The 21,204-nt window shown below is 73.7% G+C and carries 20 protein-coding genes; 9 read left to right on the forward strand and 11 right to left on the reverse strand.

The features are described from left to right. Positions 1 to 5: 5 nt before the first annotated feature. The 5 genes from GGE06_RS29910 to GGE06_RS29930 all read right to left on the reverse strand — a co-directional run bounded on the left by GGE06_RS29910 (position 6) and on the right by GGE06_RS29930 (position 7,188). Entirely contained in the window at positions 6 to 731 is a 726-nt protein-coding gene (locus GGE06_RS29910) for a Crp/Fnr family transcriptional regulator (RefSeq protein ID WP_116158344.1), read from the reverse strand. Between the two features lie 421 nt (positions 732 to 1,152). Then, entirely contained in the window at positions 1,153 to 3,681 is a 2,529-nt protein-coding gene (locus tag GGE06_RS29915; RefSeq protein ID WP_184932304.1) for a polynucleotide kinase-phosphatase, read from the reverse strand. Further along, positions 3,678 to 5,210 (reverse strand): 3' terminal RNA ribose 2'-O-methyltransferase Hen1, encoded by a 1,533-nt coding sequence (locus GGE06_RS29920; protein ID WP_184932305.1) that lies wholly within the window; start codon positions 5,208 to 5,210, stop codon positions 3,678 to 3,680. Before GGE06_RS29920 ends, GGE06_RS29915 begins: the two co-directional genes overlap by 4 nt. Before the next feature lie 72 nt (positions 5,211 to 5,282). Next, on the reverse strand, positions 5,283 to 6,251 hold the full coding sequence (gene mmuM / locus GGE06_RS29925; RefSeq protein ID WP_184932306.1) for a homocysteine S-methyltransferase: 969 nt from the start codon (positions 6,249 to 6,251) through the stop codon (positions 5,283 to 5,285). Positions 6,252 to 6,264: 13 nt separating this feature from the next. Further along, positions 6,265 to 7,188 carry an LLM class F420-dependent oxidoreductase gene (locus GGE06_RS29930; protein WP_116158348.1) on the reverse strand — a complete coding sequence of 308 codons (924 nt, stop codon included), beginning with the start codon at positions 7,186 to 7,188 and terminating at the stop codon, positions 6,265 to 6,267. Positions 7,189 to 7,432: 244 nt separating this feature from the next. Here GGE06_RS29930 and GGE06_RS29935 point away from each other — a divergent pair, with 244 nt between their 5' ends. Next, positions 7,433 to 7,642 (forward strand): hypothetical protein, encoded by a 210-nt coding sequence (locus GGE06_RS29935; RefSeq protein WP_184932307.1) that lies wholly within the window; start codon positions 7,433 to 7,435, stop codon positions 7,640 to 7,642. 32 nt (positions 7,643 to 7,674) lie between these two features. Here GGE06_RS29935 and GGE06_RS29940 read toward each other — a convergent pair whose 3' ends face one another. The 6 genes from GGE06_RS29940 to GGE06_RS29965 form a co-directional block, all read right to left on the reverse strand. Continuing rightward, the gene (locus tag GGE06_RS29940; protein ID WP_116158350.1) at positions 7,675 to 8,166 is read right to left on the reverse strand and encodes a DUF6099 family protein; all 492 of its coding nucleotides are present in this window, start codon (positions 8,164 to 8,166) and stop codon (positions 7,675 to 7,677) included. Between the two features lie 126 nt (positions 8,167 to 8,292). Further along, the gene (locus tag GGE06_RS29945; RefSeq protein ID WP_116158351.1) at positions 8,293 to 8,688 is read right to left on the reverse strand and encodes a nucleotide pyrophosphohydrolase; all 396 of its coding nucleotides are present in this window, start codon (positions 8,686 to 8,688) and stop codon (positions 8,293 to 8,295) included. Further along, positions 8,685 to 9,779 (reverse strand): AAA family ATPase, encoded by a 1,095-nt coding sequence (locus GGE06_RS29950; protein ID WP_221518691.1) that lies wholly within the window; start codon positions 9,777 to 9,779, stop codon positions 8,685 to 8,687. Before GGE06_RS29950 ends, GGE06_RS29945 begins: the two co-directional genes overlap by 4 nt. Before the next feature lie 556 nt (positions 9,780 to 10,335). Then, on the reverse strand, positions 10,336 to 10,767 hold the full coding sequence (locus tag GGE06_RS29955) for a cell division protein SepF (protein WP_116158352.1): 432 nt from the start codon (positions 10,765 to 10,767) through the stop codon (positions 10,336 to 10,338). An 84-nt stretch (positions 10,768 to 10,851) separates the two neighbouring features. Beyond that, positions 10,852 to 11,346, reverse strand: a complete 495-nt coding sequence (locus tag GGE06_RS29960; RefSeq protein WP_116158353.1) for a PaaI family thioesterase — start codon at positions 11,344 to 11,346, stop codon at positions 10,852 to 10,854. Then, complete coding sequence (locus tag GGE06_RS29965; protein WP_181924467.1) at positions 11,346 to 12,572, reverse strand: aminotransferase-like domain-containing protein; 1,227 nt, start codon at positions 12,570 to 12,572, stop codon at positions 11,346 to 11,348. The genes GGE06_RS29960 and GGE06_RS29965 overlap by 1 nt, the downstream gene beginning before the upstream one ends. 466 nt (positions 12,573 to 13,038) lie before the next feature. Between GGE06_RS29965 and GGE06_RS29970 the strand changes: the two genes are divergently transcribed. The 8 genes from GGE06_RS29970 to GGE06_RS30005 all read left to right on the forward strand — a co-directional run bounded on the left by GGE06_RS29970 (position 13,039) and on the right by GGE06_RS30005 (position 21,194). Next, the gene (locus GGE06_RS29970) at positions 13,039 to 13,758 is read left to right on the forward strand and encodes a Phenylacetic acid catabolic protein (protein WP_181924468.1); all 720 of its coding nucleotides are present in this window, start codon (positions 13,039 to 13,041) and stop codon (positions 13,756 to 13,758) included. Between the two features lie 323 nt (positions 13,759 to 14,081). After that, positions 14,082 to 15,197, forward strand: coding sequence for a radical SAM protein (locus tag GGE06_RS29975; RefSeq protein WP_184932309.1), 1,116 nt, complete (start codon positions 14,082 to 14,084; stop codon positions 15,195 to 15,197). A gap of 34 nt (positions 15,198 to 15,231) precedes the next feature. Then, positions 15,232 to 15,513 carry an acyl carrier protein gene (locus tag GGE06_RS29980; RefSeq protein ID WP_116158356.1) on the forward strand — a complete coding sequence of 94 codons (282 nt, stop codon included), beginning with the start codon at positions 15,232 to 15,234 and terminating at the stop codon, positions 15,511 to 15,513. Next, positions 15,506 to 16,750 (forward strand): beta-ketoacyl-[acyl-carrier-protein] synthase family protein, encoded by a 1,245-nt coding sequence (locus GGE06_RS29985; protein ID WP_184932310.1) that lies wholly within the window; start codon positions 15,506 to 15,508, stop codon positions 16,748 to 16,750. Before GGE06_RS29980 ends, GGE06_RS29985 begins: the two co-directional genes overlap by 8 nt. Further along, the gene (fabI, locus tag GGE06_RS29990) at positions 16,750 to 17,643 is read left to right on the forward strand and encodes an enoyl-ACP reductase FabI (protein WP_116158358.1); all 894 of its coding nucleotides are present in this window, start codon (positions 16,750 to 16,752) and stop codon (positions 17,641 to 17,643) included. The genes GGE06_RS29985 and fabI overlap by 1 nt, the downstream gene beginning before the upstream one ends. A 142-nt stretch (positions 17,644 to 17,785) precedes the next feature. Beyond that, entirely contained in the window at positions 17,786 to 18,745 is a 960-nt protein-coding gene (locus tag GGE06_RS29995) for a beta-ketoacyl-ACP synthase 3 (RefSeq protein ID WP_116158359.1), read from the forward strand. After that, on the forward strand, positions 18,742 to 19,674 hold the full coding sequence (locus tag GGE06_RS30000) for an alpha/beta hydrolase family protein (protein ID WP_116158360.1): 933 nt from the start codon (positions 18,742 to 18,744) through the stop codon (positions 19,672 to 19,674). Before GGE06_RS29995 ends, GGE06_RS30000 begins: the two co-directional genes overlap by 4 nt. A gap of 17 nt (positions 19,675 to 19,691) precedes the next feature. Next, positions 19,692 to 21,194: a long-chain-fatty-acid--CoA ligase gene (locus GGE06_RS30005; protein ID WP_184932311.1), complete on the forward strand. Its 1,503-nt coding sequence runs from the start codon at positions 19,692 to 19,694 to the stop codon at positions 21,192 to 21,194. Positions 21,195 to 21,204 lie beyond the last annotated feature (10 nt).

Consider the following 21,204-nt stretch of genomic DNA (forward strand, 5'->3'; position numbering starts at 1 on the left):
GCCGTTTACACACCCGGCGGAGATTCGTCCGCCGGGTTTCCGCCGGGGCGTGCGCGCCCCTGCGCGAGGAGCACCAGGACCGGCATGTCGAGGACGACGACGGTGCGGTGCGCGGTGCGGACGACGTCCTGCTCGCGGAGCAGGCGCAGTGCCTTGGCCACCGCTTCGCGGGTGGCTCCGATGGCCGCCGCCAGGTCGTGCTGGGGCAGCGGGAGTTCGAGTACGGTCCCGCCGTCGGCGCGTCGTCCGGCGCGCTCGGCGAGTTCGAGGAGGCGGGCGGCGAGGCGCTGGAGGACGGTCTCGGAGGCGAGCGCGCGGCGTTCGACGTCGGCGCTGCGCAGCCGGGTGGCGAGCTGGCGCATGATCAGCGCGGTCGCGTGCGGGCGGGCGGCGAGGAAGCGGCGGAAGCGGTCGCCGGAGATGGCCACGGCCTCGACGGTGCCGAGGGCGGTGACGCTGGCGCTGCGCGGGCCGCGGTCGACGGCGGCGAGGTCGCCGACGACCTCGCCGGCGCCGCGCAGGGCGAGGATGAGCCGCGATCCGCGCTCGGTGCCGACGGAGACGACGGACCAGCCGGAGAGGAGGGCGAGGACGTAGGCGGTGGTGTCGCGTTCGCGGATCATCACCTCCCCGGGTTCGTAGACGCGCCGGGCGCCCTCGGCGAGCAGCGACCGCCGGTCGGCCGCGGGGAGGGCGTGGAGGAAGGAGCGGTCCTGACCGAAGAGACTCATCGCCGCTCACCCCCGTACCGTCCGCGGGCCCTCCGGGGAAGACCGTCCGCCGGTGGCCGACCGGCGTGTTCGCGTGTGTGTTCCCACCTCATGTGGCGTCCTGCGCCACGTTGTTGACGTTGCGTCACGTCATGGGGTGAAGAACGCTAGAGGGTGCGGAAGAAACGCGTCAACGAGCACGGGGGGCGCAGGGGAGCGCCGCCCCCGGCCCCCCTGCGCCCCCCGCGGAACCGCCCGGTGGGTGTTCGCGAAGCCTTGGTGAAGGCTTCGCGAACACCCACCGGAATCCATGCTTCGGCGTGACCGCCACCGGGGCGGGCACGGTCCGCCGGGCCGGAGCCCCGGGCCGGAGCCCCGGGCCGCGCCGCGGGGGCCGCAAGGTCCGCGGCAGCCGGGGGCGGTACCCCGTCCCCGGCTCGGGTCAGAGCCTCGGGTCGACCGGTTCCGACTCCAGGGCGAGGACCGCGAAGACGGCCTCGTGGACGCGCCAGAGCGGTTCACCCGCGGCGAGGCGGTCGAGGGCCTCCAGGCCGAGGGCGTACTCGCGCAGCGCCAGCGACCGCTTGTGGCCGAGGAACCGCTGCCGCAGCCGCTCCAGGTTCTCCGGTCGGGTGTACTCGGGACCGTAGATGATCCGCAGGTACTCCCGGCCGCGCACCTTCACACCCGGCTGCCCGAGGCGGCCGTTCCCGTCCCGCACCAGCGCCGCCAGCGGCTTGACGACCATGCCCTCGCCACCCGCCCCGGTCAGCTCCAGCCACCAGTCGGTGCCCGCGCGGACCGAGGCCTCGTCGCCGGTGTCGACGACGAGCCGGCGGGTGACCTGGAGCAGCCCGGTCGGGTCGTGCTCGACGAGCCGGTCGAGCCAGGCAAGCTGCTCGTCGTGCGGCACCGCCGCGAGCGAGCGCCCACGCGCCGCGAGCAGCTGGAACGGCGCGAACCGCACGCCCTCAAGACCCTCGGTCGGCCAGCAGTACCTGCGGTACGCCTCGGTGAAGGCCGTCGCGTCCACGGCCCGCTCCCGCTGCCGGGCGAGCAGCCCGTCGACGCCCTCGACCCCGCGCCCCACCGCCCGCTCCAGGGCGTCGATCGCCCCGGGCAGGACCGCACCGGAGGCCGCGCCGACCGCCGCGTACTGCGCGCGCAGCAGCCCCGCGGACTTGAGCGACCACGGCATCAGCTCCCCGTCGAGCAGCAGCCAGTCGGTGTCGAGCTCGTCCCACAACCCCGCCGCGCCGATCGCCGTCCGCAGCCGCCCCAGGACCTCCTCGGTGACGGCGACGTCGTCGAAGAAGGGCCGCCCCGTACGCGTGTGCAGCGCACCGGTCACCCCCGCGACGCCGAAGCGCTCGCGCGCCGCGTCATCGTCGCGGCAGACCAGGGCCACCGCCCGCGAGCCCATGTGCTTCTCCTCGCACACGACCCGCTCGACGCCGTCCGCCCGGTACTGGGCGAAGGCCTCGGCCGGGTGCTCCAGGTAGCCCTCCTCCTTCGAGGTGGCGGTCGGCGCCATCGTCGGCGGCAGGTACGCGAGCAGCCGCGGGTCGACCGCGAACCGGCTCATGACCTCCAGGGCCGCCGCGGCGTTCTCCTCGCGCACGGCGACGTTCCCGAGGTGACGGGTCTCCACCGTCCGCCGCCCGTGCACATCGGCCAGGTCCAGGGGCCGCCCCTGGTGCCCGCCGGGCGCCTCGGTGACGAGCGGCCGCGCCGGCTCGTACCAGACCTTCTCGGCCGGTACGTCGACGAGCTCGCGCTCCGGCCAGCGCAGCGCGGTCATCTTCCCGCCGAAGACGGCGCCGGTGTCGAGGCAGAGGGTGTTGTTGATCCACGACGTGGTGGGCACGGGAGTGTGCCCGTACACGACGGTGGCCCGCCCCCGGTACTCCTCCGCCCACGGGTAACGCACCGGCAGCCCGAACTCGTCGGTCTCGCCCGTGGTGTCCCCGTACAGCGCGTGCGAACGAACCCGCCCGGACGTCCGGCCGTGGTACTTCTCCGGCAGACCGGCGTGGCACACGACGAGGTTCCCGCCGTCGAGGACGTAGTGGGAGACGAGCCCCTCGATGAACGCCGCCACCTCCGCGCGGAACTCCTCGCTCTCCCGCCCCAACTGCTCGATGGTCTCGGCCAGTCCGTGCGTCTCCTGCACCTTCCGGCCCTTGAGCCACCGGCCGAGCTTGTTCTCGTGGTTGCCGGGGACGCACAGGGCGTCGCCCGCGGCGACCATCGCCATGACCCGGCGCAGCACGCCCGGCGAGTCGGGGCCCCGGTCGACGAGGTCGCCCACGAAGACGGCCGTCCGCCCCTCGGGGTGGTGTCCGTCGACGTAACCGAGCTTCGCGAGCAGGGTCTCCAGCTCGGAACGGCAGCCGTGGATGTCGCCGATGATGTCGAACGGGCCGGTGAGGTGCCGCAGATCGTTGAAGCGCCGCTCCAGAACGACCTCGGCCCCCTCGACCTCCTCCACCGAACGCAGCACGTGCACCTTGCGGAAGCCCTCGCGCTCCAGACCGCGCAGCGAACGCCGCAGCTCCCGCCGGTGCCGCTGGATGACGTGCGCCGGCATGTCCGCGCGGTCGGGCCGGGCGGCGTTCCGCGTGCGGCACACCTCCTCGGGCAGGTCGAGGACGATCGCGATCGGCAGCACGTCGTGCTCCCTGGCCAGCCGGACCAGCTGACGCCGGGCCTCCTGCTGCACGTTGGTGGCGTCGACGACGGTCAGCCGCCCCGCCGCCAGACGCTTGCCCGCGATGTAGTGCAGGACGTCGAAGGCGTCCCTGCTCGCGGACTGGTCGTTCTCGTCGTCGGCGACGAGCCCGCGGCAGAAGTCGGAGGAGACGATCTCGGTCGGCTTGAAGTGACGCCGGGCGAAGGTGGACTTGCCGGAACCGGTGGCACCGACGAGCACCACGAGGGAGAGATCGGTGACGGGCAGGGTGCGGGTCATGCCGTGACCTCCTTCAAGGCCTCGTCGGTACGGGATTCGGTACGGGATTCGGTACGGCTCCCGGTACGGGATTCGGTGCTGCCGTCGGTACTCGTACGGGTGAAGACGGCCATCTGCGTCGGCGGGCCGACCTCCGGGTCGTCCGGTCCCACGGGGGCGAACTCGACCCCGTACCCGAACTGCCCGGCGACCCCCTCCGCCCAGGCCCGGAACTCCTCGCGGGTCCACTCGAAGCGGTGGTCGCCGTGCCGGACGTGCCCGGCCGGCAGCGACTCCCAGCGCACGTTGTACTCGACGTTCGGCGTGGTCACGACGACCGTACGGGGCCGGGCCGAGCCGAACACCGCGTACTCCAGGGCCGGCAGCCTCGGCAGGTCCAGGTGCTCGATCACCTCGCTGAGCACGGCCGCGTCGTAACCGGCGAGCCGCTTGTCGGTGTACGCGAGGGAACCCTGCGTCAGCTTCACCCGCGCGGCCTGCCGCTCGCCCATCCGGTCGAGGCGCAGCCGGCGCGCGGCGACGCTCAGGGCACGCGCGGACACGTCCACACCGACGATCTCGGTGAAGCGCGGGTCCTTGAGCAGGGCCTGCACCAACTGCCCCTGCCCGCAGCCGAGATCGAGCACGCGCGCCGCCCCGGCTCCGGTCAGCGCGGCAAGGATCTCCTGGCGCCGCTGCTCGGCGAGCGGCACCGGACGCTCCTCCGTGTCGGTCGTCTCGTCGACGGCGTTGTCGACGTCCTCGACGTCCAGGCCGTCGGCCTCGGCGAGCCGGACCAGTTCGAGCCGCTCCGTCGCCTCACGGGCCAGGCCCCAGCGGCGCGAGAGGTAGCGGGCGGTGATCAGCTTCCGCTCGGGGTGGGCGGCCAGCCAGCCGTCACCGGCGCGCAGCAGCTTGTCGACCTCGTCGGGCGCGACCCAGTAGTGCTTGGCGTCGTCGAGGACCGGCAGCAGGACGTACAGGTGGTTGAGGGCGTCCGCGAGCCGCAGCTCGCCCTCCAGGACCAGACGCACGTACCGCGAGTCGCCCCACTCGGGGAACTCCGCGTCCAGCGCCACCGGTTCGGCCTCCACCGTGTCCCAGCCGAGCGGCCCGAACAGCGCCCGCACCAGCTCCGCACCGCCCCGGGCGGGAAGCGCGGGCACCTCGACGCGCAGCGGCAGCGGCGCGGCGGCCCGCTCGGGCATCGCCTTGCACTCGCCGTGCAGCGCGGTCTTGAAGACCTTGGCGAGCGCGACGGCGAGCAGCGAGGACGCCGCGTAGGGCCGGTCGTTGACGTACTGCGCGAGCGCCGAGTCCGGGGCGCCGCCCCGGCCCTTGCCCTTGCCGCGGCGCACCAGCGCCACGGGGTCCACCTCCAGGAGGAGTGCCGCCGTGCACCGCTCGGCACTCGCCTCGGGATAGAGGACGTGCGCCGTGCCATGCGAAGTCGAGAACACCTGCGCCCGCTCGGGATGCTTGTGCAGCAGAAATCCGAGATCGGTCGCGGGGCGCTCCGGGTTGCCGTAGGTACTGATCGTCAGGAACACACCTTCGAGTATGGGTCGCCCCTCCCCTCCCCACCAGGCATTTTCCGCGGGGCCGGGCCTCGGGGCGCGACCTCAGCCGGTGTCCGTGCCCTCCCCCGCCAGGGCATCGGCGAGCGCGGCGATCGTCGTCGGTCCGACGCGGCAGCAGCCGCCGACGAGCCGGGCCCCCGCCCCGGTCCAGGCGACGGCCCGGGCCGGGTCGAAGGCCGTGTCCCCGCGCCAGTCCCGCGCCCCGGCGTCCCAGCGCTCCCCGCTGTTGGGGTAGACGACGGCCGGCTTCCCGGTCACGGCCACGGCGAGCTCCACGGCGTCCCCCGCCTCGGCCGGGTCGCAGCAGTTCACCCCGACCGCCACCACCTGGTCGTTCCCCGCGGCGACCGCGAAGGCCTCCGCCAGGTCCTGCCCGGCCCGCGTCCGCCCGCCCCCGACCGTGTACGAGAGCCACACCGGCACCCCGCACCCCTCGACCGCCCGCAGCAACGCCTCGGCCTCCACCACGTCCGGAACCGTCTCCAGGGCGAGGACGTCCGGCGCCGCCCCGGCGAGCACCTCGATCCGGGGCCGGTGGAACCGCTCGAGCGCACCCACCGAGAGCCCGTACCGCCCCCGGTACTCGCTGCCGTCGGCGAGCATCGCCCCGTACGGCCCGACGGACGCGGCAACCCACACCTCCCCCGGGGCCCCCGCCCCCGCCCCCTCCCCTCCCCCCGTGGCCCCTTCCCCCGTGGCCCCTTCTCCTGCCCTCCGGGCCAGCTCCACGCTGCGGACGAGCAGCCGCGCGGCTTCCGCCCGGCCCGTGCCGCGCCGGGCGAAGCCCTCGAACGTCGCCTGGTAGCTGGAGGTGATCAGCACCCGCGCACCGGCCCGTACGTACGCCCTGTGGGCCGCCTCGATCTGCTCGGGCCCGTCGGCGAGGAGCCGCGCGGACCAGAGCGCGTCGGAGAGGTCGCAGCCCTGCGCCTCCAGCTGGTTGGACAGCCCGCCGTCGAGGACGAGCACCCCCGCCCCGAGGGCTTCGGCGAACGTACGGACCGGTCTCATCGGTGCGCCCCGCTCATCCCAGCTGCGACTGGACCCGGGCGGAGATCAGCTCCAGGTGGTCCAGGTCCTCCAGGTCCAGGACCTGGAGGTAGACCCGGGAGGAGCCGATCGCCTCGTACCGCCCGATCTTGTCGACGACCTCGGCGGGCGAGCCCGCGAGCCCGTTCGCCTTCAGCTCGTCCACCTCCCGGCCGATGGCTGCCGCCCGGCGGGCCACCTCGGCGTCGCTCTTGCCGACGCAGACGACCAGCGCGTTCGAGTACACCAGGTCGTCCGCCGCCCGTCCCGCCGCCTCGGCGGCGGCCCGGACCCGGCCGAACTGCCGCTCACTGTCCTCTGCGGACGCGAACGGGATGTTGAACTCGTCCGCGTACCGCGCGGCCAGCCGCGGCGTACGGCTCGCGCCGTGCCCGCCGATCAGCACCGGGACCCTGGACTGGGCCGGCTTCGGAAGCGCGGGCGAGTCGGTGAGCTGGTAGTACTTCCCGTGGTGGCTGAAGGTCTTGCCGACCTCCGTCTCCCACAGGCCGGTGACGATCGCCAGCTGCTCCTCCAGCCGGCCGAACCTCTCCTTCGGGAACGGAATTCCGTAGGCCTTGTGCTCCTCCTCGAACCAGCCCGCGCCCAGGCCCAGTTCGACCCGTCCGCCGGACATCCGGTCCACCTGGGCGACCTGGATGGCCAGGACCCCGGGGAGCCGGAAGGTGCCGGCCGTCATCAGCGTGCCGAGCCGGATCCGCTTCGTCTCCCGGGCCAGGCCGGCCAGGGTGATCCAGGCGTCCGTCGGCCCCGGCAACCCGTCGCCCGACCCCATGCTCAGATAGTGGTCGGAGCGGAAGAAGGCGTCGAATCCGAGCTCCTCGGTGGCCCGGGCCACCGCGAGGAGCGTCTCGTAGTCGGCCCCCTGCTGGGGTTCGGTGAAGATGCGAAGGTCCATACCTCCATCCTGCACCGTCGGGTGCGTGTCAACCTCTCCGTCAGCTCCCCGTCCGCACCGGCTCGGGCGGGTGAATATCCGACCCGTGGCGGGGCGCGTCCGCCCTGGCCAGTGACCGGGGCCGGGCACCCGTCGTTGGCTCGGGCGGAGCCGGACCGCCCGGCCCGCGTGCCGGCGGCCGCTGCCGGTGCGTCTCCCTCACGGTCCCGCCCTCGGCGGCGGGCCCCGGGCCGAGGAGGCCGCCATGTCCCAGGAAGCCGCACCGGAGCGGGCCGTGCCCGAACAGCCCGCGTCGCAGTCCGTGCCCGAGCAGAAGGGCGCCGAGGCTCCGAAGGGCCTGCTCCAGCAGATGGAGGAGCTGATGGCGGCGCTCTCCGCCGACCTCTCCCAGCTGGACGCCGACCTCCAGTCCACGTCCGACCGCCTGGCCCCCTCTCCGGACCCCGAGCCCTGACCCGAGCCGCATCACGGGAGCCGGCGACCCCGCTACCACGACGGGTCCCGGCCGCTCGGGCCCGCTCGGCCCCGGGCGGGGTCGGGTGGGCGGGCGCGGTCCCCGTCGCGCACGGCGAGGCGTCGCAGCATCCCGCGCACCCGGTCGCTCGACTCGTCGGCGGCGTCGATCGCCTCGATGCACTGCCAGTAGAGCCCCTCCTCGTCGGTGGCGCAGGCCACCCCCACCAGCGCGATCCCGACCTCCCCCAGCAGCTCCCCGAGCGCGGTCAACGACCCGCACGGGTCCGCGACTTCGGTCAGCCGGCCCGCGCGCGGGCCGCCGGAGCCCCAGGCCGGGTACTCCCCGATCTCGCTCAGCCCCCGCGCCTCGCCGCGCAGCTCCTGCGGTCCGCAGAGCGCGAGGTGACGCCCTATCGCCTGGGCGAGCGCCTGCGCCTGCCAGGCCTCCGCCACGATGTCCTGTGCCGTCCCGCTCTCCGCCAGCGCCTGTCGGCCCAGCGCGATGAGTCGCTCCGCTTCCATCAACGCCGCCCCCGTTCGTACGACTTACTGCCCACTCAGTCCACTACCCAGAGTGAGGCCGACTGAGCCCCAACACCAGAGGAATTCGGAAATCTGTGGACAGGAAGCCTGACGGGGGCAAGTCGATCACTCCGAAGAGTGACGATCTTCGTCCGTATCGGCGTCCGTGAGCCCCTCCTCACGCCCTCCGCCCCGCCTCCGGACGGGAAACCGGACCTCGTTCCGGTCGATCTTGGCCGCGAGCGCCGCCAGCGGATCGACGCCGAGCACCTGGCAGAACTGGAGGAGGTAGGCGAGCACGTCCGCCACCTCGTCGGCGACCCGGTGCGCCGACTCCGGGTCGTCCATCACCCGTTCCGCCTGCTCCGGCGTCAACCACTGGAAGATCTCAAGGAGTTCGGCGGCCTCCACGCTGAGGGCCGCCGCCAGGTTCTTGGGTGTGTGGTAGGGCTGCCAGTCGCGGGCCGCCGCGAACTCGGCCAGCCTGCGCTGGAGCCCTGCCACGTCGTTGTCGTCCGTCACCCGCTCAGGTCTACCACCGTCACCCCGGGCGTCCGGCGCGCCTCCCCCGCCGCACGCTCCCCGACCGTGCCCGCCACCCGGATGTGCCCGTCGGCGGCGATGCCCGTCGCGAGCCGCAGCAGTTCGCCCACCTGGCGTCCGTCGAGCCCCCGGTCGAGGTCGTCGGCGAGCAGCGTCAGGCTCTGCATGGCGTCCGGCACCTCGGCGATCCGGTCCATCTCCAGGACTCCGGGGCCGGTGAGCAGGGTGAGCGCGAGGGCCAGGTAGCGGAGTTCGCCGTCGCCGAGGCGGCCGAGCGGGGTCGCGGGCCGGCCGCCGCGTTCGAGGACGGCGCGTACGGTGCCTTCCGGGAGTTCCTGTACGCCGACTCCGGTGACCGGTCCCACGCAGCCCGCTCCCGCGACGGTGGCGAGACGGTGGTGGCGGCGCGGGCAGTCCGTGTGGGTGCGGTGCAGGACCTCGGCGAGGTTCCCGCAGCCGCGCCGCAGCCGCCCCTCGCCCGGCGGCACGGGGGCCCGCATCCGCTCGGGCCGGGGGTCGCAGGCGAAGGCGGACCGCAGGCCGATGACGACCTGCTCGGCGGCGGCCAGGACCTCCAGCTGCCCCTGGGTCTTGCCCGCGACGCGCAGCGGCAGCAGGGCCGTGCCCAGCAGGTCGTCGGGGAGCGGGGCGCGGGTGACGGGGGTGGTGCCCGCCGTGTGCCAGGCGGCCTGGACGGTGCTGCGGCCGGGGTCGCGGAGCGCGGTGGCGAGCAGGGTGCGGCCCCGGCCGGTGAGCCGCTCGCCGACGATGCGGAGCCTGGGCTCGGCCTGCACGGCGAGGTCCAGGTGGACGGGGCCCTCGGGTCCGTCGACCGTGCATCCGATCCGGAAGCCGCGCCTGCCCTGGGCGTCGGGCCGGGCGCGTTCGGGGACGCAGTCGGCGGCGTCGGGGAACACCTCGTCGAGCGGGTCGCCCGCGCCGAGCCTGGCGAGCGCCTCGTACGCCCGCAGGGTGGTGGACTTGCCGCTGCCGCTCGGCCCGGCGAAGAGGGTGACGGGTCCGAGCGGGTGCACGGCGGAACGGTGGCCGGCGAACGCGGACAGCCGCAGTTCGGTGACGGCGGGCCGGGCGGTGAGCGGTCCGCCCCGCCGCCCCGGTCCGCCCCGTCCCTCCGCCTCGACCGGGCCCCGCGCCTCGGGGACGGAGGCGCGGGGCGCGGTCGCGACGGGCCTGGACTCGCCCGGCCCGGAGACCCTGGGCTCGGAGACGCGGGGCCCGGAGACCCGGGGTCCGGCGAAGCGGGCGGCGGAAGCGGGCGCGACGGAGGAAGAACCCACTGGGGAAGGCCCGGCCGAGGCAGGGCCGGCCGAGGCTTCACCGTCCGATCCCGAGGAAGGCCCGTCCGAGGAAGGCCCGACCGAGGAAGGCCCGGTCAGGGGAGCTCCGACCGAGGCGAGCCCGGTCGCGGCGCCTTCGGTCGAGGCAGGGTGAGCCGAGGGCGACTGAACCGGGGAAGGGTGAATCGAGGAAGGGTGAACTGAGGAAGGAACGACGTCGGAGGAAGGGGCGTCTGACGTGCGGGCGAGCGTGGGGCCGCCGGTGAGGTCCATGCCCGGACCGTACGCAGATCATTCCCTGACGAACCGTTACGGCGAGATGACCTTCCTACGATCGAGGGACGCCGGCGGTCCTGCCGCCCACGACGTCGTCCTCGCCCTCACCCTCCGCGCCCTCGACCTCCGTACCGGCCGGGGCCAGCAGGAAGACGTTCCGGTCGACGCGGTGCATCCCGCTGCCGAGGCCGAAGACGACGCCGCTGCTGAAGTCGAGGATCCGCTTGGCGACCTCGGTGTCGGCGCTCGTCAGATCGAGGAGCACCGGGATCTGGGCGATGAGGTACTCGGCGACCTCACGGGCGTCGGCGAAGACCTGCACGCGGAGCACGACCATGCGGCGCTGCTCGGCGGTTTCGTACTGCTCGGGGATCGTGCGGTGGTCGACCCTGGACGGCCATTCGTCACGGCCGCGCAGGGGCAGGACCTGGGCGAGGCCCTCCCACTGTTCGTCGGTGACGTCGTACCTCTCGTACCTACTCATGGGTCCATCCTCCCGCTCCTCACCCGTTCGGCCCAACAACGACACGAGGTGATGGCCCGGGGGCGGTCCGCGCGCGGCTCCTGGTCAGCCGGTGCCCTGACCTGCGCCGGCGGGCGGGACGGAGTACGTGACGGTGGCGGAGGCCGCCAGATCGCCCGCCTCGTCCCTGAGTTCGGCGAGGACCACGCAGAGGCGGCGGCCGAACTTGGCCATGCGCGCGTGCGTCCGGAGCAGTCCGGGGCGGGGGCGGTTGAGGTAGCTGATCTGGAGCGAGGTGGTGAGCGCCATCGGGGTGGGGCGTCCGAGCCGGGCGTTGATGAGGAGGAACGCGGCGAGGTCGACGAGCCCGGCCTGTTCGGGACCGGAGATCGTGCCGCCGGGGCGGGTGCGGAGGCGGGCGCCGTCCGCCTCCATGAGGAGGTACGTCCCGCTCGCGTCGGTGACCCGGCAGGCCGCGTAGTCGGGGAACTGCCGCTGGACGAGCGCGTTGAGCTCGTCCGGCGACAGCGGGCGGGCAGCGGGCGCTGTCGCCGGGTCCGGGGCCTGCGTCTCGCGTATCGGGCTCCCCGTGTCCCTCATCAGGCGAAGCTCTTCGCCAGGCGGCGGAGGCCTTCCCTGATCTCGTCGGCCGAGTGCGTCGTGAACGACAGCCGCATCGCGCCCGGGTCGGGTTCGCCGCAGAAGAACGGGGCTCCCGGCACGTAGGCCACCTCGTGGCCGACGGCCGTCTTCAGGAGGGCCGTGGCGTCGTGGCCCGCGGGGAGGGTGACCCAGATGAACATGCCGCCCTCCGGCCTGTTCCACCGGCTGCCCTCGGGCAGGGCGCCCGGCAGGCCGTCGAGCATGGCGTCCCTGCGCTCCTGGTAGGCGGCGCGCATCACCGCGACGTGTGCGTCGAGGTCGCTGTCGCGGAGATAGCGCGCGGCGGCGGCCTGGTCGATGGTCGAGGTGTGCAGGTCGGCGGCCTGCTTGGCGATCACGCAGGCGCGGCGGAGGCCGGCGGGGGCGCGCAGGTAGCCGAGGCGGAGGCCGGGGGCCATCACCTTGGAGAAGGAGCCGAGCAGGACGGTGCGGTCGGCCGCGGCGGGGTCGGCGGCGATGGCGGGGACGCGCTCGCCGTCGTAGCGCAGTTCGCCGTACGGGTCGTCCTCGACGATCCAGAAGCCGTGCCGCGCGGCGGCCTCGGCGACGGCGTGGCGGCGCTCGGCGGGGAGGGTCCGGCCCGTGGGGTTCTGGAAGGTGGGGACGATGTAGAGGAGGGTCGCCTTCTCGCGGGCCGCGATCTCCTCCAGGGCCTCCGGGATGATGCCCTGGTCGTCGGTGGGCACGGGGACGACGCGCGCGCCCGCGAAGCCGAAGGTCTGCAGGGCGGCGAGGTAGCAGGGGTCCTCGACGAGGACGACGCTGCCGGGTTCGACGAGGGCGGTGGTGAGGAGCGTGAGGGCCTGCTGCGAGCCGGTGGTGACGAGCAGGTCGTCGGCGTCCGTGGGCAGTTCGCGCGCGGTGAGCCGGGCGGCGACGGCGGTGCGCAGGTCGGGGTCGCCCTCGGTCGTCGAGTACTGGAGGGCGGTCTGCGGGCTCTCCGCGAGGACCCGGTCGTACGCCGCGCGGATGCCGGCGATGTCGAACAGCTCGGGGGCGGGCAGGCCTCCGGCGAACGAGATCACTTCGGGCCGTGCCGTGAGCGCCAGGATCTCCCGTACCGGCGACGAGCCGACGTTGGCCAGCCGTGAGGCGGTGGCCGGCGCGGGCACGGAGGGGGTGGTGGAGGTGGCGTTCGCGGGCGCGGAGGCGGCAGAAAGCATGGCGCCAGCATATAGAGATTCAAGACGGTGTCCAGGTCGTTCGATTCCCGCCCGGCGTGGCCGAGTTGACACTCTTCAGACCCCTCACGCAGGGCGAATTCCGGGCGTGTCGCCGGCCTGCCGCCCGCGTGCTCCGTACCTGATTCGGCCATGATTCGGCCGCTCTGCGGGCCGTGGGAATCCAGCCGCGGGCGGTGAATTCGGAGGATTTCCCTCCCCTCGCCTTTCCCGCTGGTCGACTCGGGAGAGGGCGGGCGGAGTGATCTTCTTCTCTCCTGTCCGACGCGCCGCGACCGGTTCTCGATCCGGTTCTCCACGCGTCGTGGACGACTCGGGGAAACCGGCCATTCCGGTCCTCGGTCTCATTGATGGACGGCGGTGCCGTGGATAGCGTTCGACCGCTCCACCACCGCGATGTCAGCGGTCTTTCGGGTCGAAGTCGAACGAGCGAGGCGAGTGGATCACCATGTCATCTTCCGTTCCCGTCGACGAGGCAGTCGTCGTCCGCACTCCCGAGGAATTCCTCGCCATGCCCGAGGACTACCGGGAGATCGCAGTCCGGGGAATGATCGTCAACACAGAGGGCGAACTGTCCGGCGCCGACGACTACATCCAGGTGTTTCTTCCGCTCGCGCCGAACGCCGAGGAGCGGCAGGTGTGCGCCGAGCGTGCCGTCGAGGAGTACGACCACTACAAGATCGGCAAAAGGATCCTGGCCGACATCGGCGTGGACACCGGATACATGGAGCAGCAGCGGCTCGCCGACCGTGATCTCTTCGCCGGCCACGAGTTCCACACGTGCACCACGTGGGCCGAGCGCGGAATCTTCTCGTACATCGGTGAGGAGACCGCGATGGTGATGATCTCCGAATTCGCGCAGAGCAGTTACAAGCCGTGGGCCGAGGCGGTGCGCACGATCATTCTCGACGAGAAGGTGCACATCGCGCACGGTGCGCGTGTCTGCCGGAATCTCGCCCGCACCGAGGAGGGCCGCGAGGAACTCCAGCAGGGGCTCGACCGATTGTGGCCGGGATTCAACCGGATCTTCGGGAGCGCGCGTTCGGAGCGGTCGAAGCTCGCGGTCCGCTTCGGTCTGCGGCAGACCACCAACGGGGAGGCGCGGGACATCTGGCGGGCGAAGGTCACCCCGCGCATCGAGGGCCTTGGCCTGAAGGTACCGGAGTAGACCGAGCGGGCCCGAGCGGCCCGAGTGGTCCGAGCAGGCACCGGCGGGCCCGAGCGGCCCGGACGGGCACCGGCAGGCCTGGGCGGATCGAGCAGGCACCGGCGAGCCCGAGCGGCCCGAGCCGCCCGGGCAGACACCGGCAGGCCCGAGCCGCCCGAACAATCCCGAGCAGACCAAGCAGACCAAGCAGACCGAGCAGACCGAGCAGACCGAGCAGGCCCGACGAGCCCGGAGCCGCCCCGAGCAGCCCCGAGACGCCCCCGGAGGGCCAGGCAGCGCGCCCGTGTGACCGAGCAGCCGTCCGATCGAGGAGTCCGCACCCCATGGCCACCCCCCTGACCATCACCCCGCGCCCGCTCGGCCGCCGCGAGGCGAAGGAGCGCACCGCCGCCCTCCTGGCCGAACGTCCCGATCTCGCCGAGCGTCTGCACCGGCTGCGCCGTCTCGGCCGGGAGGTCCGCTCGTGCGAGGTGCACCTCACCAACACCTGCAACATCCGCTGCAAGGGCTGCTGGTACTTCGAGGGCGGCTTCGACACCGCCGTGCGCGAGCTCTCGGACGTCGACCGGATCCGTGCCTTCGCCCGCCGGCTGCGGGACGAGGGGGTCAACCAGGCCACCCTCATCGGCGGTGAGCCGACCCTGGTGCTGCGCCGGGTGGAGGCCTTCGTCGAGGAGCTGCCGTACATCACGATCTCGACGAACGGCCTGCGTCCGATGCCCGTGCAGGGCTTCGAGCACATCGCCGTCGCCGTCAGCATCTTCGGGGGCGGGCCGCTCGACGACGACCTGCGGGCCATCCGGGTCAACGGCTCCAAGTTCACCGGCCTGTTCGACACGGCGCTGTCGCACTACAAGGACGATCCGCGGGTCCTGTTCATCTTCGCGCTCTCCGAGGCGGGGCTGCCGTACCTCGAACCGACCGTGCGCCGGATCGCCGAGAACGGCAACATCGTCACCTTCAACTTCTACAGCGAGCACGGCTCCGACAACCCGATCCAGATCGAGAACGAGCGCCGCGTCCTCGAGGAGGCCCTGCGGGTCAAGGAGGCCTATCCGGAGGCCGTGGTCAGCCACCCGTACTTCATCCGCAGCCTCATCACCGGCACCTCGCACTGGGGGGCGCGCTTCGGGTACGACGTGTGCCCGAGCCTCAGCGTCGACCACCCCGACCACGAGGAGCGGGTGGCCAACGGGAACCCGGTGATCCCGGGCTTCGCGGCCTGGGGCGCCGACTACGAGTCGCTGCAGTTCTGCTGCACGTCCGGGGACTGCGGCGGCTGCCGCGACAGCCAGGCCGTCTACAGCTGGCTGGTGGTGAGCGCCTCCCGCTTCCTGGACAGCGCCGCGCGCCTGGAGGAGTGGGTGGACATCGCGGAGAGCTACTGGCGGCAGTGGCACTGGTCCCCGTACCACTCCTCGAAGCTCATCACCCCCTGATCGCAGCCCCGGCCCCTTACTTCACGGGAGAGTCATGTCCGAGACATCAGCGACATCCGCGGCGTCCACGACGCTGGACCGCGCCTCCATCGAGCAGTTCATCACCGACGCCCTCGTCGAGCTGGGCGTCGACGCCTCCGACGTCGTGCCCGGGGCAGCGCTCGACGATCTGGAGATCGACTCGCTCGACATGGTCGAGCTCGCGCAGTCCGTCAAGCGGGACCTCGGCGTCCCGGTCCGCACGAAGGACTTCGACGGCATCGACACCGTCGGTCAGATCCTCGAACTGTGCTACGAGAAGGCCGGAGTTGAGTGATCCGCGCCGGGGCCGGGAGGTCGTCGTCACCGGTTTCGGCGCGGTCACCCCGTTCGGCGTCGGCGCCGGCGTGCTCCACGAGCGCGCCGTCGCCGGGGACGTGGCGGTGGCGGGTTCCCATCCGGCCGTCCGGCACGCGGACTTCACGGCCGCCGATCACCTGCCGCGGAACGTGGTGCGCCGCACCGATCGGTTCACCCAGCTGGCCCTTGTGGCGGCCGAGGAGGCCCTGACGCAGGCCGGGAAGCGGGACGGCACGCCGTCGCCCTGGCAGCCCGAGCGGGTCGCCTGTGTCATCGGGTGCGGGCTCGGCGGCACGGCCTCCTTCGAGGCGCAGCGGGAGGTGTACGAGAGGGACGGCGCGGGGTTCGTGTCGCCGTTGATGATCCCGCAGATGATGGCGAACGCGGCCGCCGCCCACCTCTCCATGCGGCACGGTCTCCACGGCGAGAGCCTGTGTGTCGCGTCCGCGTGCAGCAGCGGCGCCCAGGCCGTCGGTACGGGGATGCGGCTGCTCGCCTCGGGCGCGGCCGACGCCGTCGTGGTCGGTGGCGCCGAGGCCTCCTCGTCCGACCTGGTGGCGGCCGCCTTCGCGAACGCCGGCGCGCTCTCCCCGAGCGGTTCCTCCCGTCCCTTCGACCGGGACCGCGACGGCTTCGTGATCGGCGAGGGCGCCGGGATCCTCGTCCTGGAGACGGCCACGGGCGCCGCCCGGCGCGGGGCCGAGGTCCTCGGAGTCGTACGGGGGTACGCGGCGACCTCCGACGCGCATCACGTGACCGCGCCCGACCCGAGCGGCGGGCCGGCGGGCCGGGCGGTGTCGCTCGCGCTGCGGGAGGCGTCGGTGGCGCCCGGGGAGCTGGCGTACGTGAACGCCCACGGGACCGGCACCGCGCTCAACGACCGTCTGGAGTGCGAGGCCCTGCGGGGCGCCCTCGGGGCCGGGGTCCTCGCGGAGCTGCCGCTCTCCTCCGGGAAGGGCGCGCTCGGGCACCTCTTCGGTGCGGCGGGCGCGGTCGAGGCCATCGTCACCCTCCAGGCGCTGCGGCACGGCGTGGCGCCGCCGACGGCGGGGCTGCGCCGTCCCGATCCGGCGCTCGGCCCGCTCGACCTCGTGCGTACGGCGAGGAAGCTCACCGCGCCGGCGGGTGCAGGCGGGTTGTTCGGGCTCTCCACCTCGTTCGGCTTCGGCGGACACAACGCGGCCCTGGTCCTGGCCGTGGAAGGGCGGTCCTGATGCGCGCGTCCCGCGATCCCCACGGCGTTCCCGACCTGCTCGGCTTCTCCGGGCGCCGCTATCTGGTCACCGGGGTCCTCAACGACGACTCGATCGCCTGGCACACCGCGCGGGCGCTCCAGGAGGCGGGCGCGGAGGTCCTGTTGACGGGTTTCGGGCGGACCCGGCGGATCACGGAGGCGGCGGCGTCCGGCCTGCCGTACCCGGCCGACGTCCTGGAGCTGGACGTGACGCGGCCCGAGGACCTCGACGCGCTGACGAAGGAGCTGGAGCGACGCTGGGGCGCGGTGGACGGCGTCCTGCACGCGATCGCCGCCGCCCCGCAGTCCGCGCTCAGCGGCAACTTCCTCACCACGCCCGTGGAGAGCGCGACGCTCGCGCTGCGCACGGCGGCGTTCTCGCTGCACTCGCTGACCACGGCGCTCGCGCCGCTGCTGCGCGAGGGCGGGGGCGCGGGCGGGGCCCGGGGCAGTGTCGTCGGGCTCGACTTCGACTCGTCCGGGGCGTGGCCGGGGTACGACTGGATGGGCGTCGGCAAGGCCACGCTCGGGGCGGTCTGCCGCTACCTCGCGCTGTATCTCGGGCACTCCGGCATCCGCGTCAACCTCGTCGCCGCCGGCCCGGTGGAGACCGTGGCCGGGCGGGCCGTCAGCACCTTCGACCGGATCGCCGACCGCTGGGAGCAGGAGGCGCCGCTCGGCTGGAGCCGCGCCGATCCGGCGCGGCTCGTCGGCCCCGTCCTGTTCCTGCTGTCGGACCTGGCGGCCACGGTCACCGGGGAGATCGTGCACGCGGACGGCGGGATGCACGCGGTCCGGATGGGGGTCGGCGCCGTCGGCGAGCCCCCGGGGATCGGCGCGCCGCCCCGCGCGGGCAAGGAGGACCGCTCGTGAAAGAGGACCGCTGAGGACCCCTCGTACCAGTGGACCGCCCGTGAAGTCAGACCGCTCGCGAAGAACGACCGCCCGTGAAGTCAGACCGCTCGCGAAGAACGACCGCTCGTGAAAGAGGACCACTCGTGAAGGAGGACCGCTCATGACCGCGGCGATCGTCGGTGTCGGCTCCGCGCTGCCCGAACGGGCCGTGCCCAACAGCCACTTCGCCGCCATCGGGTCCTCCGACGAGTGGATCGTCAAGCGGACCGGCATCCGGCAGCGGCACTTCCTGCCGGAGGACGGGCACCTCGCCGACCTCGCCCTGGCGGCGGCCCGGACGGCGCTCGCCCAGTCGGGGCGCGCCGCGCGCGAGGTGGGGCACGTCGTCGTGGCGACCACGACGCCCGACCGGACGACCCCGGGCCTCGCCGTGGAGGTGGCCGCCCGGCTGGGGGCGGACCGGGCCGCCGCGTTCGATCTGCACGCGGCCTGCGCCGGGTTCGTGTACGCCCTGGACCACGCGGTGGCCCTGATCGAGTCGGGCCGGGCGGGCACCGTCCTGGTCTGCGGGGCCGAGGCGCTGACCCGGATCACCGATCACGAGGACCGGTCGACGGCGGTGCTGCTGGGCGACGGCGCGGGGGCGGTGGTCGTGGCGGACGTGGACCCGGGCCCCTCCGTCGAGCCCGCCTTCCGGCTCGGTTCGGACGGGGATCTGATCCCGCTGCTCTACGCCGACCGGTACGACCGGAAGCTGCGGATGGACGGTCCCGAGATCTTCGTCCAGGCGGTGGAGCGGATGAGCGAGGCGGCCCGGGACGTGCTCGCGCGGCGGGAGCTGACCGCCGACGACGTCGACCTGTTCGTCGCCCACCAGGCCAACGCGCGGATCGTACGGGCGGTGGGCAAGGAGCTCGGTGTCCCGCAGGAGCGGCTGTACCTCAACGTCGACCGGGTCGCCAACACCTCCTCCGCCTCCATCCCGATCGCCCTCCACCAGGCCTGGCAGGAGGGGCGTCTCGGTCCGACGGGCCTGCTGGGGGTGGCGGCGTTCGGCGCGGGCGTCACGTGGGGGGCGGGCGTGATCGGCTGGCGTCCCGCGGACGCGGAGAGCCGATGAGGACGTCTCCCTTCCCCGTACTGGCCGAGCTGACCGCCCCGGACGGCGCCGGGCTCGTGGTCCGTGTCCACGCGCGCCCCGAGCCGACCGCCCCGGTCGTGGTCGTCCTCCCGGCGATGGGCACCGCCGCCCGCCACTACACGCCGCTGGTACGGGCGCTGCACCGGCGGGGCGCGACCGTGGTGACGACGGACCTGCGGGGCCACGGCGAGAGCACCCCGGTTCCGGTGCGCGGGGTCCGCTTCGGCTACCGCGAGCTCGTCGAGCACGACTTCGGCGCGGTCCTGGACGCCGTCGAGCGGGCCTTCCCTGAGGCGCCGAGGCTGCTTCTGGGGCACAGTCTCGGCGGCCAGCTCGGGCTGGTGCACTGCGGTCTGCTGCGGCCGCGTCTCGCGGGGGTCGTCCTGGTCGCGAGCGGTTCGGCGTGGTGGCGCGCGCTCGGTACGGGGGCGGATCCCCGGCCGGGTGCGCGGTGGCTCGTACGGAGCCTGCTGTGCGTGGCCGGTGCGGAGCTGCTCGGGTACTGGCCGGGGCACCGGTTCGGCTTCGGCGGGCGGGAGTCGGTGGGCGTGATGCGGGACTGGGCCCGGCAGATGCGGACCGGGCGGTACGGGGCCAGGGGCGCGGCCGCGGACTACGAGGAGGCGCTGCGGAGCGTCGACCTGCCCGTGCTCGCCGTCGACGTGGAGGGTGACGCGCTCGCGCCGCCGCGGGCCGTGGACCACCTGTGCGCGAAGCTCCCGTCGGCGCGGGTCGAGCGCTGGAGCTACCGGTCGTCGGACGCCGGCGGCCGGCGGCTCGACCACTTCCGCTGGATCCGACACAACGCGGGCCTGGTGGAGCGGATCGCCGCGTGGGCGGAGTTCCCGGCGACGTGCGACGCCGGCGAGTGGCAGGGCACCGACACCCGGTCGGAGGCCCGGGCGTGAGCGAAGGAGTACCTCTGATGAGCGTCGACGACGGCACCGTTCCCGCGCTGCTCGCCCGGAGCGCGGGCGCGCACCCCGACCGGAGCGCGTTGCGGCTCGGCGCCGAGACGCTGACGTACGGCGGGCTCGACGACCTGGCCGGGCGGGCCGCCGCGCTGCTCCACGCGCGCGGGGTGGGGCCGGGTGACCGGGTGGCCCTCATGCTGCCGAACAGCACGCTGTTCGCGGTGCTCTACTACGGCATCCTGCGCGCGGGGGCGATCGTCGTCCCGCTCAACCCGCTGCTTCGCGCGGGCGAGGTCCGTCACTGTCTGGCGGACGCCGAGGCCGCGCTGATGCTCTCGTGGCACGGGGACGGCGGGGAGGCCGCCGAGGGGGCCCGGCTCGCGGGCACCCCGCACCTCGTGGTCGAACCGGCTGGTTTCAGCACGCTGTTGGCGGAGCACGCGCGCGTGGAGCCCGTTTCCCGTACCCCCGAGGACACGGCGGTCGTGCTCTACACCTCCGGCACGACGGGGGCGCCGAAGGGCGCCGAGCTGACCCACCGCAACATCCGGCGCAATGTCGACGAAGGCGTGCGGGTCCTGGAGCTGGGTCCCTCGGACGTGGTCTTCGGCGGGCTGCCGCTCTTCCACTCGTTCGGGCAGGTGATGGGGCTGAACTGTGCGGTGGCCGTGGGTGCCTGTCTGACCCTCATGGCCCGCTTCGACCCGGCGGGTGCGCTCGCGCTCGTCGCCCGGGACCGGGTCACGGTCTTCCTCGGTGTCCCCACCATGTACGGGCTGCTGTTGCGGCACCCGGACCGCGCGCTGCACGACGTGTCGTCGCTGCGGGTCTGTCTGTGCGGCGGCTCGCCCCTGCCGGTGGCGGTGCTGACCGGTTTCGAGTCCGCCTTCGGCTGCGCGGTCCTGGAGGGGTACGGGCTGTCGGAGTCGTCGCCGCTGGCCTGTGTGAACCGGATCGACCGGCCGCGCTCCCCGGGCACCATCGGCATCCCCGTCCCGGGGGTGGAGATGCGGGTGGTGGACCGGGACGGCAAGGAGGTCCCGGACGGTGAGGTCGGCGAGCTCGTCATCCGGGGCCACAACGTGATGAAGGGGTACTGGCGCCGCCCGGAGGCCACGGCCGAGACGGTACGGGACGGCTGGCTGCACACCGGCGACCTGGGCACCCGGGACGCGTCCGGCGACTTCCGGGTCGTCGACCGCGTCAAGGACGTCGTGATCCGCGGCGGGTTCAACGTGTATCCGAGGGAGGTGGAGGAGGTCCTCCACCTGCACCCGTGCGTGGCGGAGGCCGCCGTGCTCGGCGTCCCGCATCCGGTGCACGGGCAGGAGGTCGCGGCCGCGGTCGTCCTGCGGCCCGGCGGCCGGGTCTCCCCCGCCGAGCTGCGCGCGCACGTGCGGGAGCGGCTCGCCCCGTACAAGTACCCGCGCCGGATCTGGCTGACGGACGCGCTGCCGAAGGGCCCGACGGGGAAGGTGCTCAAGCGGGAGATCGTCCCGCCGGAGGGTGCGTAGCGGGCCCCGC

Source organism: Streptomyces nymphaeiformis (genome assembly GCF_014203895.1).
Lineage (GTDB): Bacteria > Actinomycetota > Actinomycetes > Streptomycetales > Streptomycetaceae > Streptomyces > Streptomyces nymphaeiformis.

Bases quoted from the DNA above. Each gene is read 5' to 3' on its own strand.
- GGE06_RS29910 (WP_116158344.1), bottom strand. From the start codon at position 731: ATGAGTCTCTTCGGTCAGGACCGCTCCTTCCTCCACGCCCTCCCCGCG.
- GGE06_RS29915 (WP_184932304.1), bottom strand. From the start codon at position 3,681: ATGACCCGCACCCTGCCCGTCACCGATCTCTCCCTCGTGGTGCTCGTC.
- mmuM (WP_184932306.1), bottom strand. From the start codon at position 6,251: ATGAGACCGGTCCGTACGTTCGCCGAAGCCCTCGGGGCGGGGGTGCTC.
- GGE06_RS29930 (WP_116158348.1), bottom strand. From the start codon at position 7,188: ATGGACCTTCGCATCTTCACCGAACCCCAGCAGGGGGCCGACTACGAG.
- GGE06_RS29935 (WP_184932307.1), top strand. From the start codon at position 7,433: ATGTCCCAGGAAGCCGCACCGGAGCGGGCCGTGCCCGAACAGCCCGCG.
- GGE06_RS29940 (WP_116158350.1), bottom strand. From the start codon at position 8,166: ATGGAAGCGGAGCGACTCATCGCGCTGGGCCGACAGGCGCTGGCGGAG.
- GGE06_RS29955 (WP_116158352.1), bottom strand. From the start codon at position 10,767: ATGAGTAGGTACGAGAGGTACGACGTCACCGACGAACAGTGGGAGGGC.
- GGE06_RS29960 (WP_116158353.1), bottom strand. From the start codon at position 11,346: ATGAGGGACACGGGGAGCCCGATACGCGAGACGCAGGCCCCGGACCCG.
- GGE06_RS29965 (WP_181924467.1), bottom strand. From the start codon at position 12,572: ATGCTTTCTGCCGCCTCCGCGCCCGCGAACGCCACCTCCACCACCCCC.
- GGE06_RS29970 (WP_181924468.1), top strand. From the start codon at position 13,039: ATGTCATCTTCCGTTCCCGTCGACGAGGCAGTCGTCGTCCGCACTCCC.
- GGE06_RS29975 (WP_184932309.1), top strand. From the start codon at position 14,082: ATGGCCACCCCCCTGACCATCACCCCGCGCCCGCTCGGCCGCCGCGAG.
- GGE06_RS29980 (WP_116158356.1), top strand. From the start codon at position 15,232: ATGTCCGAGACATCAGCGACATCCGCGGCGTCCACGACGCTGGACCGC.
- fabI (WP_116158358.1), top strand. From the start codon at position 16,750: ATGCGCGCGTCCCGCGATCCCCACGGCGTTCCCGACCTGCTCGGCTTC.
- GGE06_RS29995 (WP_116158359.1), top strand. From the start codon at position 17,786: ATGACCGCGGCGATCGTCGGTGTCGGCTCCGCGCTGCCCGAACGGGCC.
- GGE06_RS30000 (WP_116158360.1), top strand. From the start codon at position 18,742: ATGAGGACGTCTCCCTTCCCCGTACTGGCCGAGCTGACCGCCCCGGAC.
- GGE06_RS30005 (WP_184932311.1), top strand. From the start codon at position 19,692: ATGAGCGTCGACGACGGCACCGTTCCCGCGCTGCTCGCCCGGAGCGCG.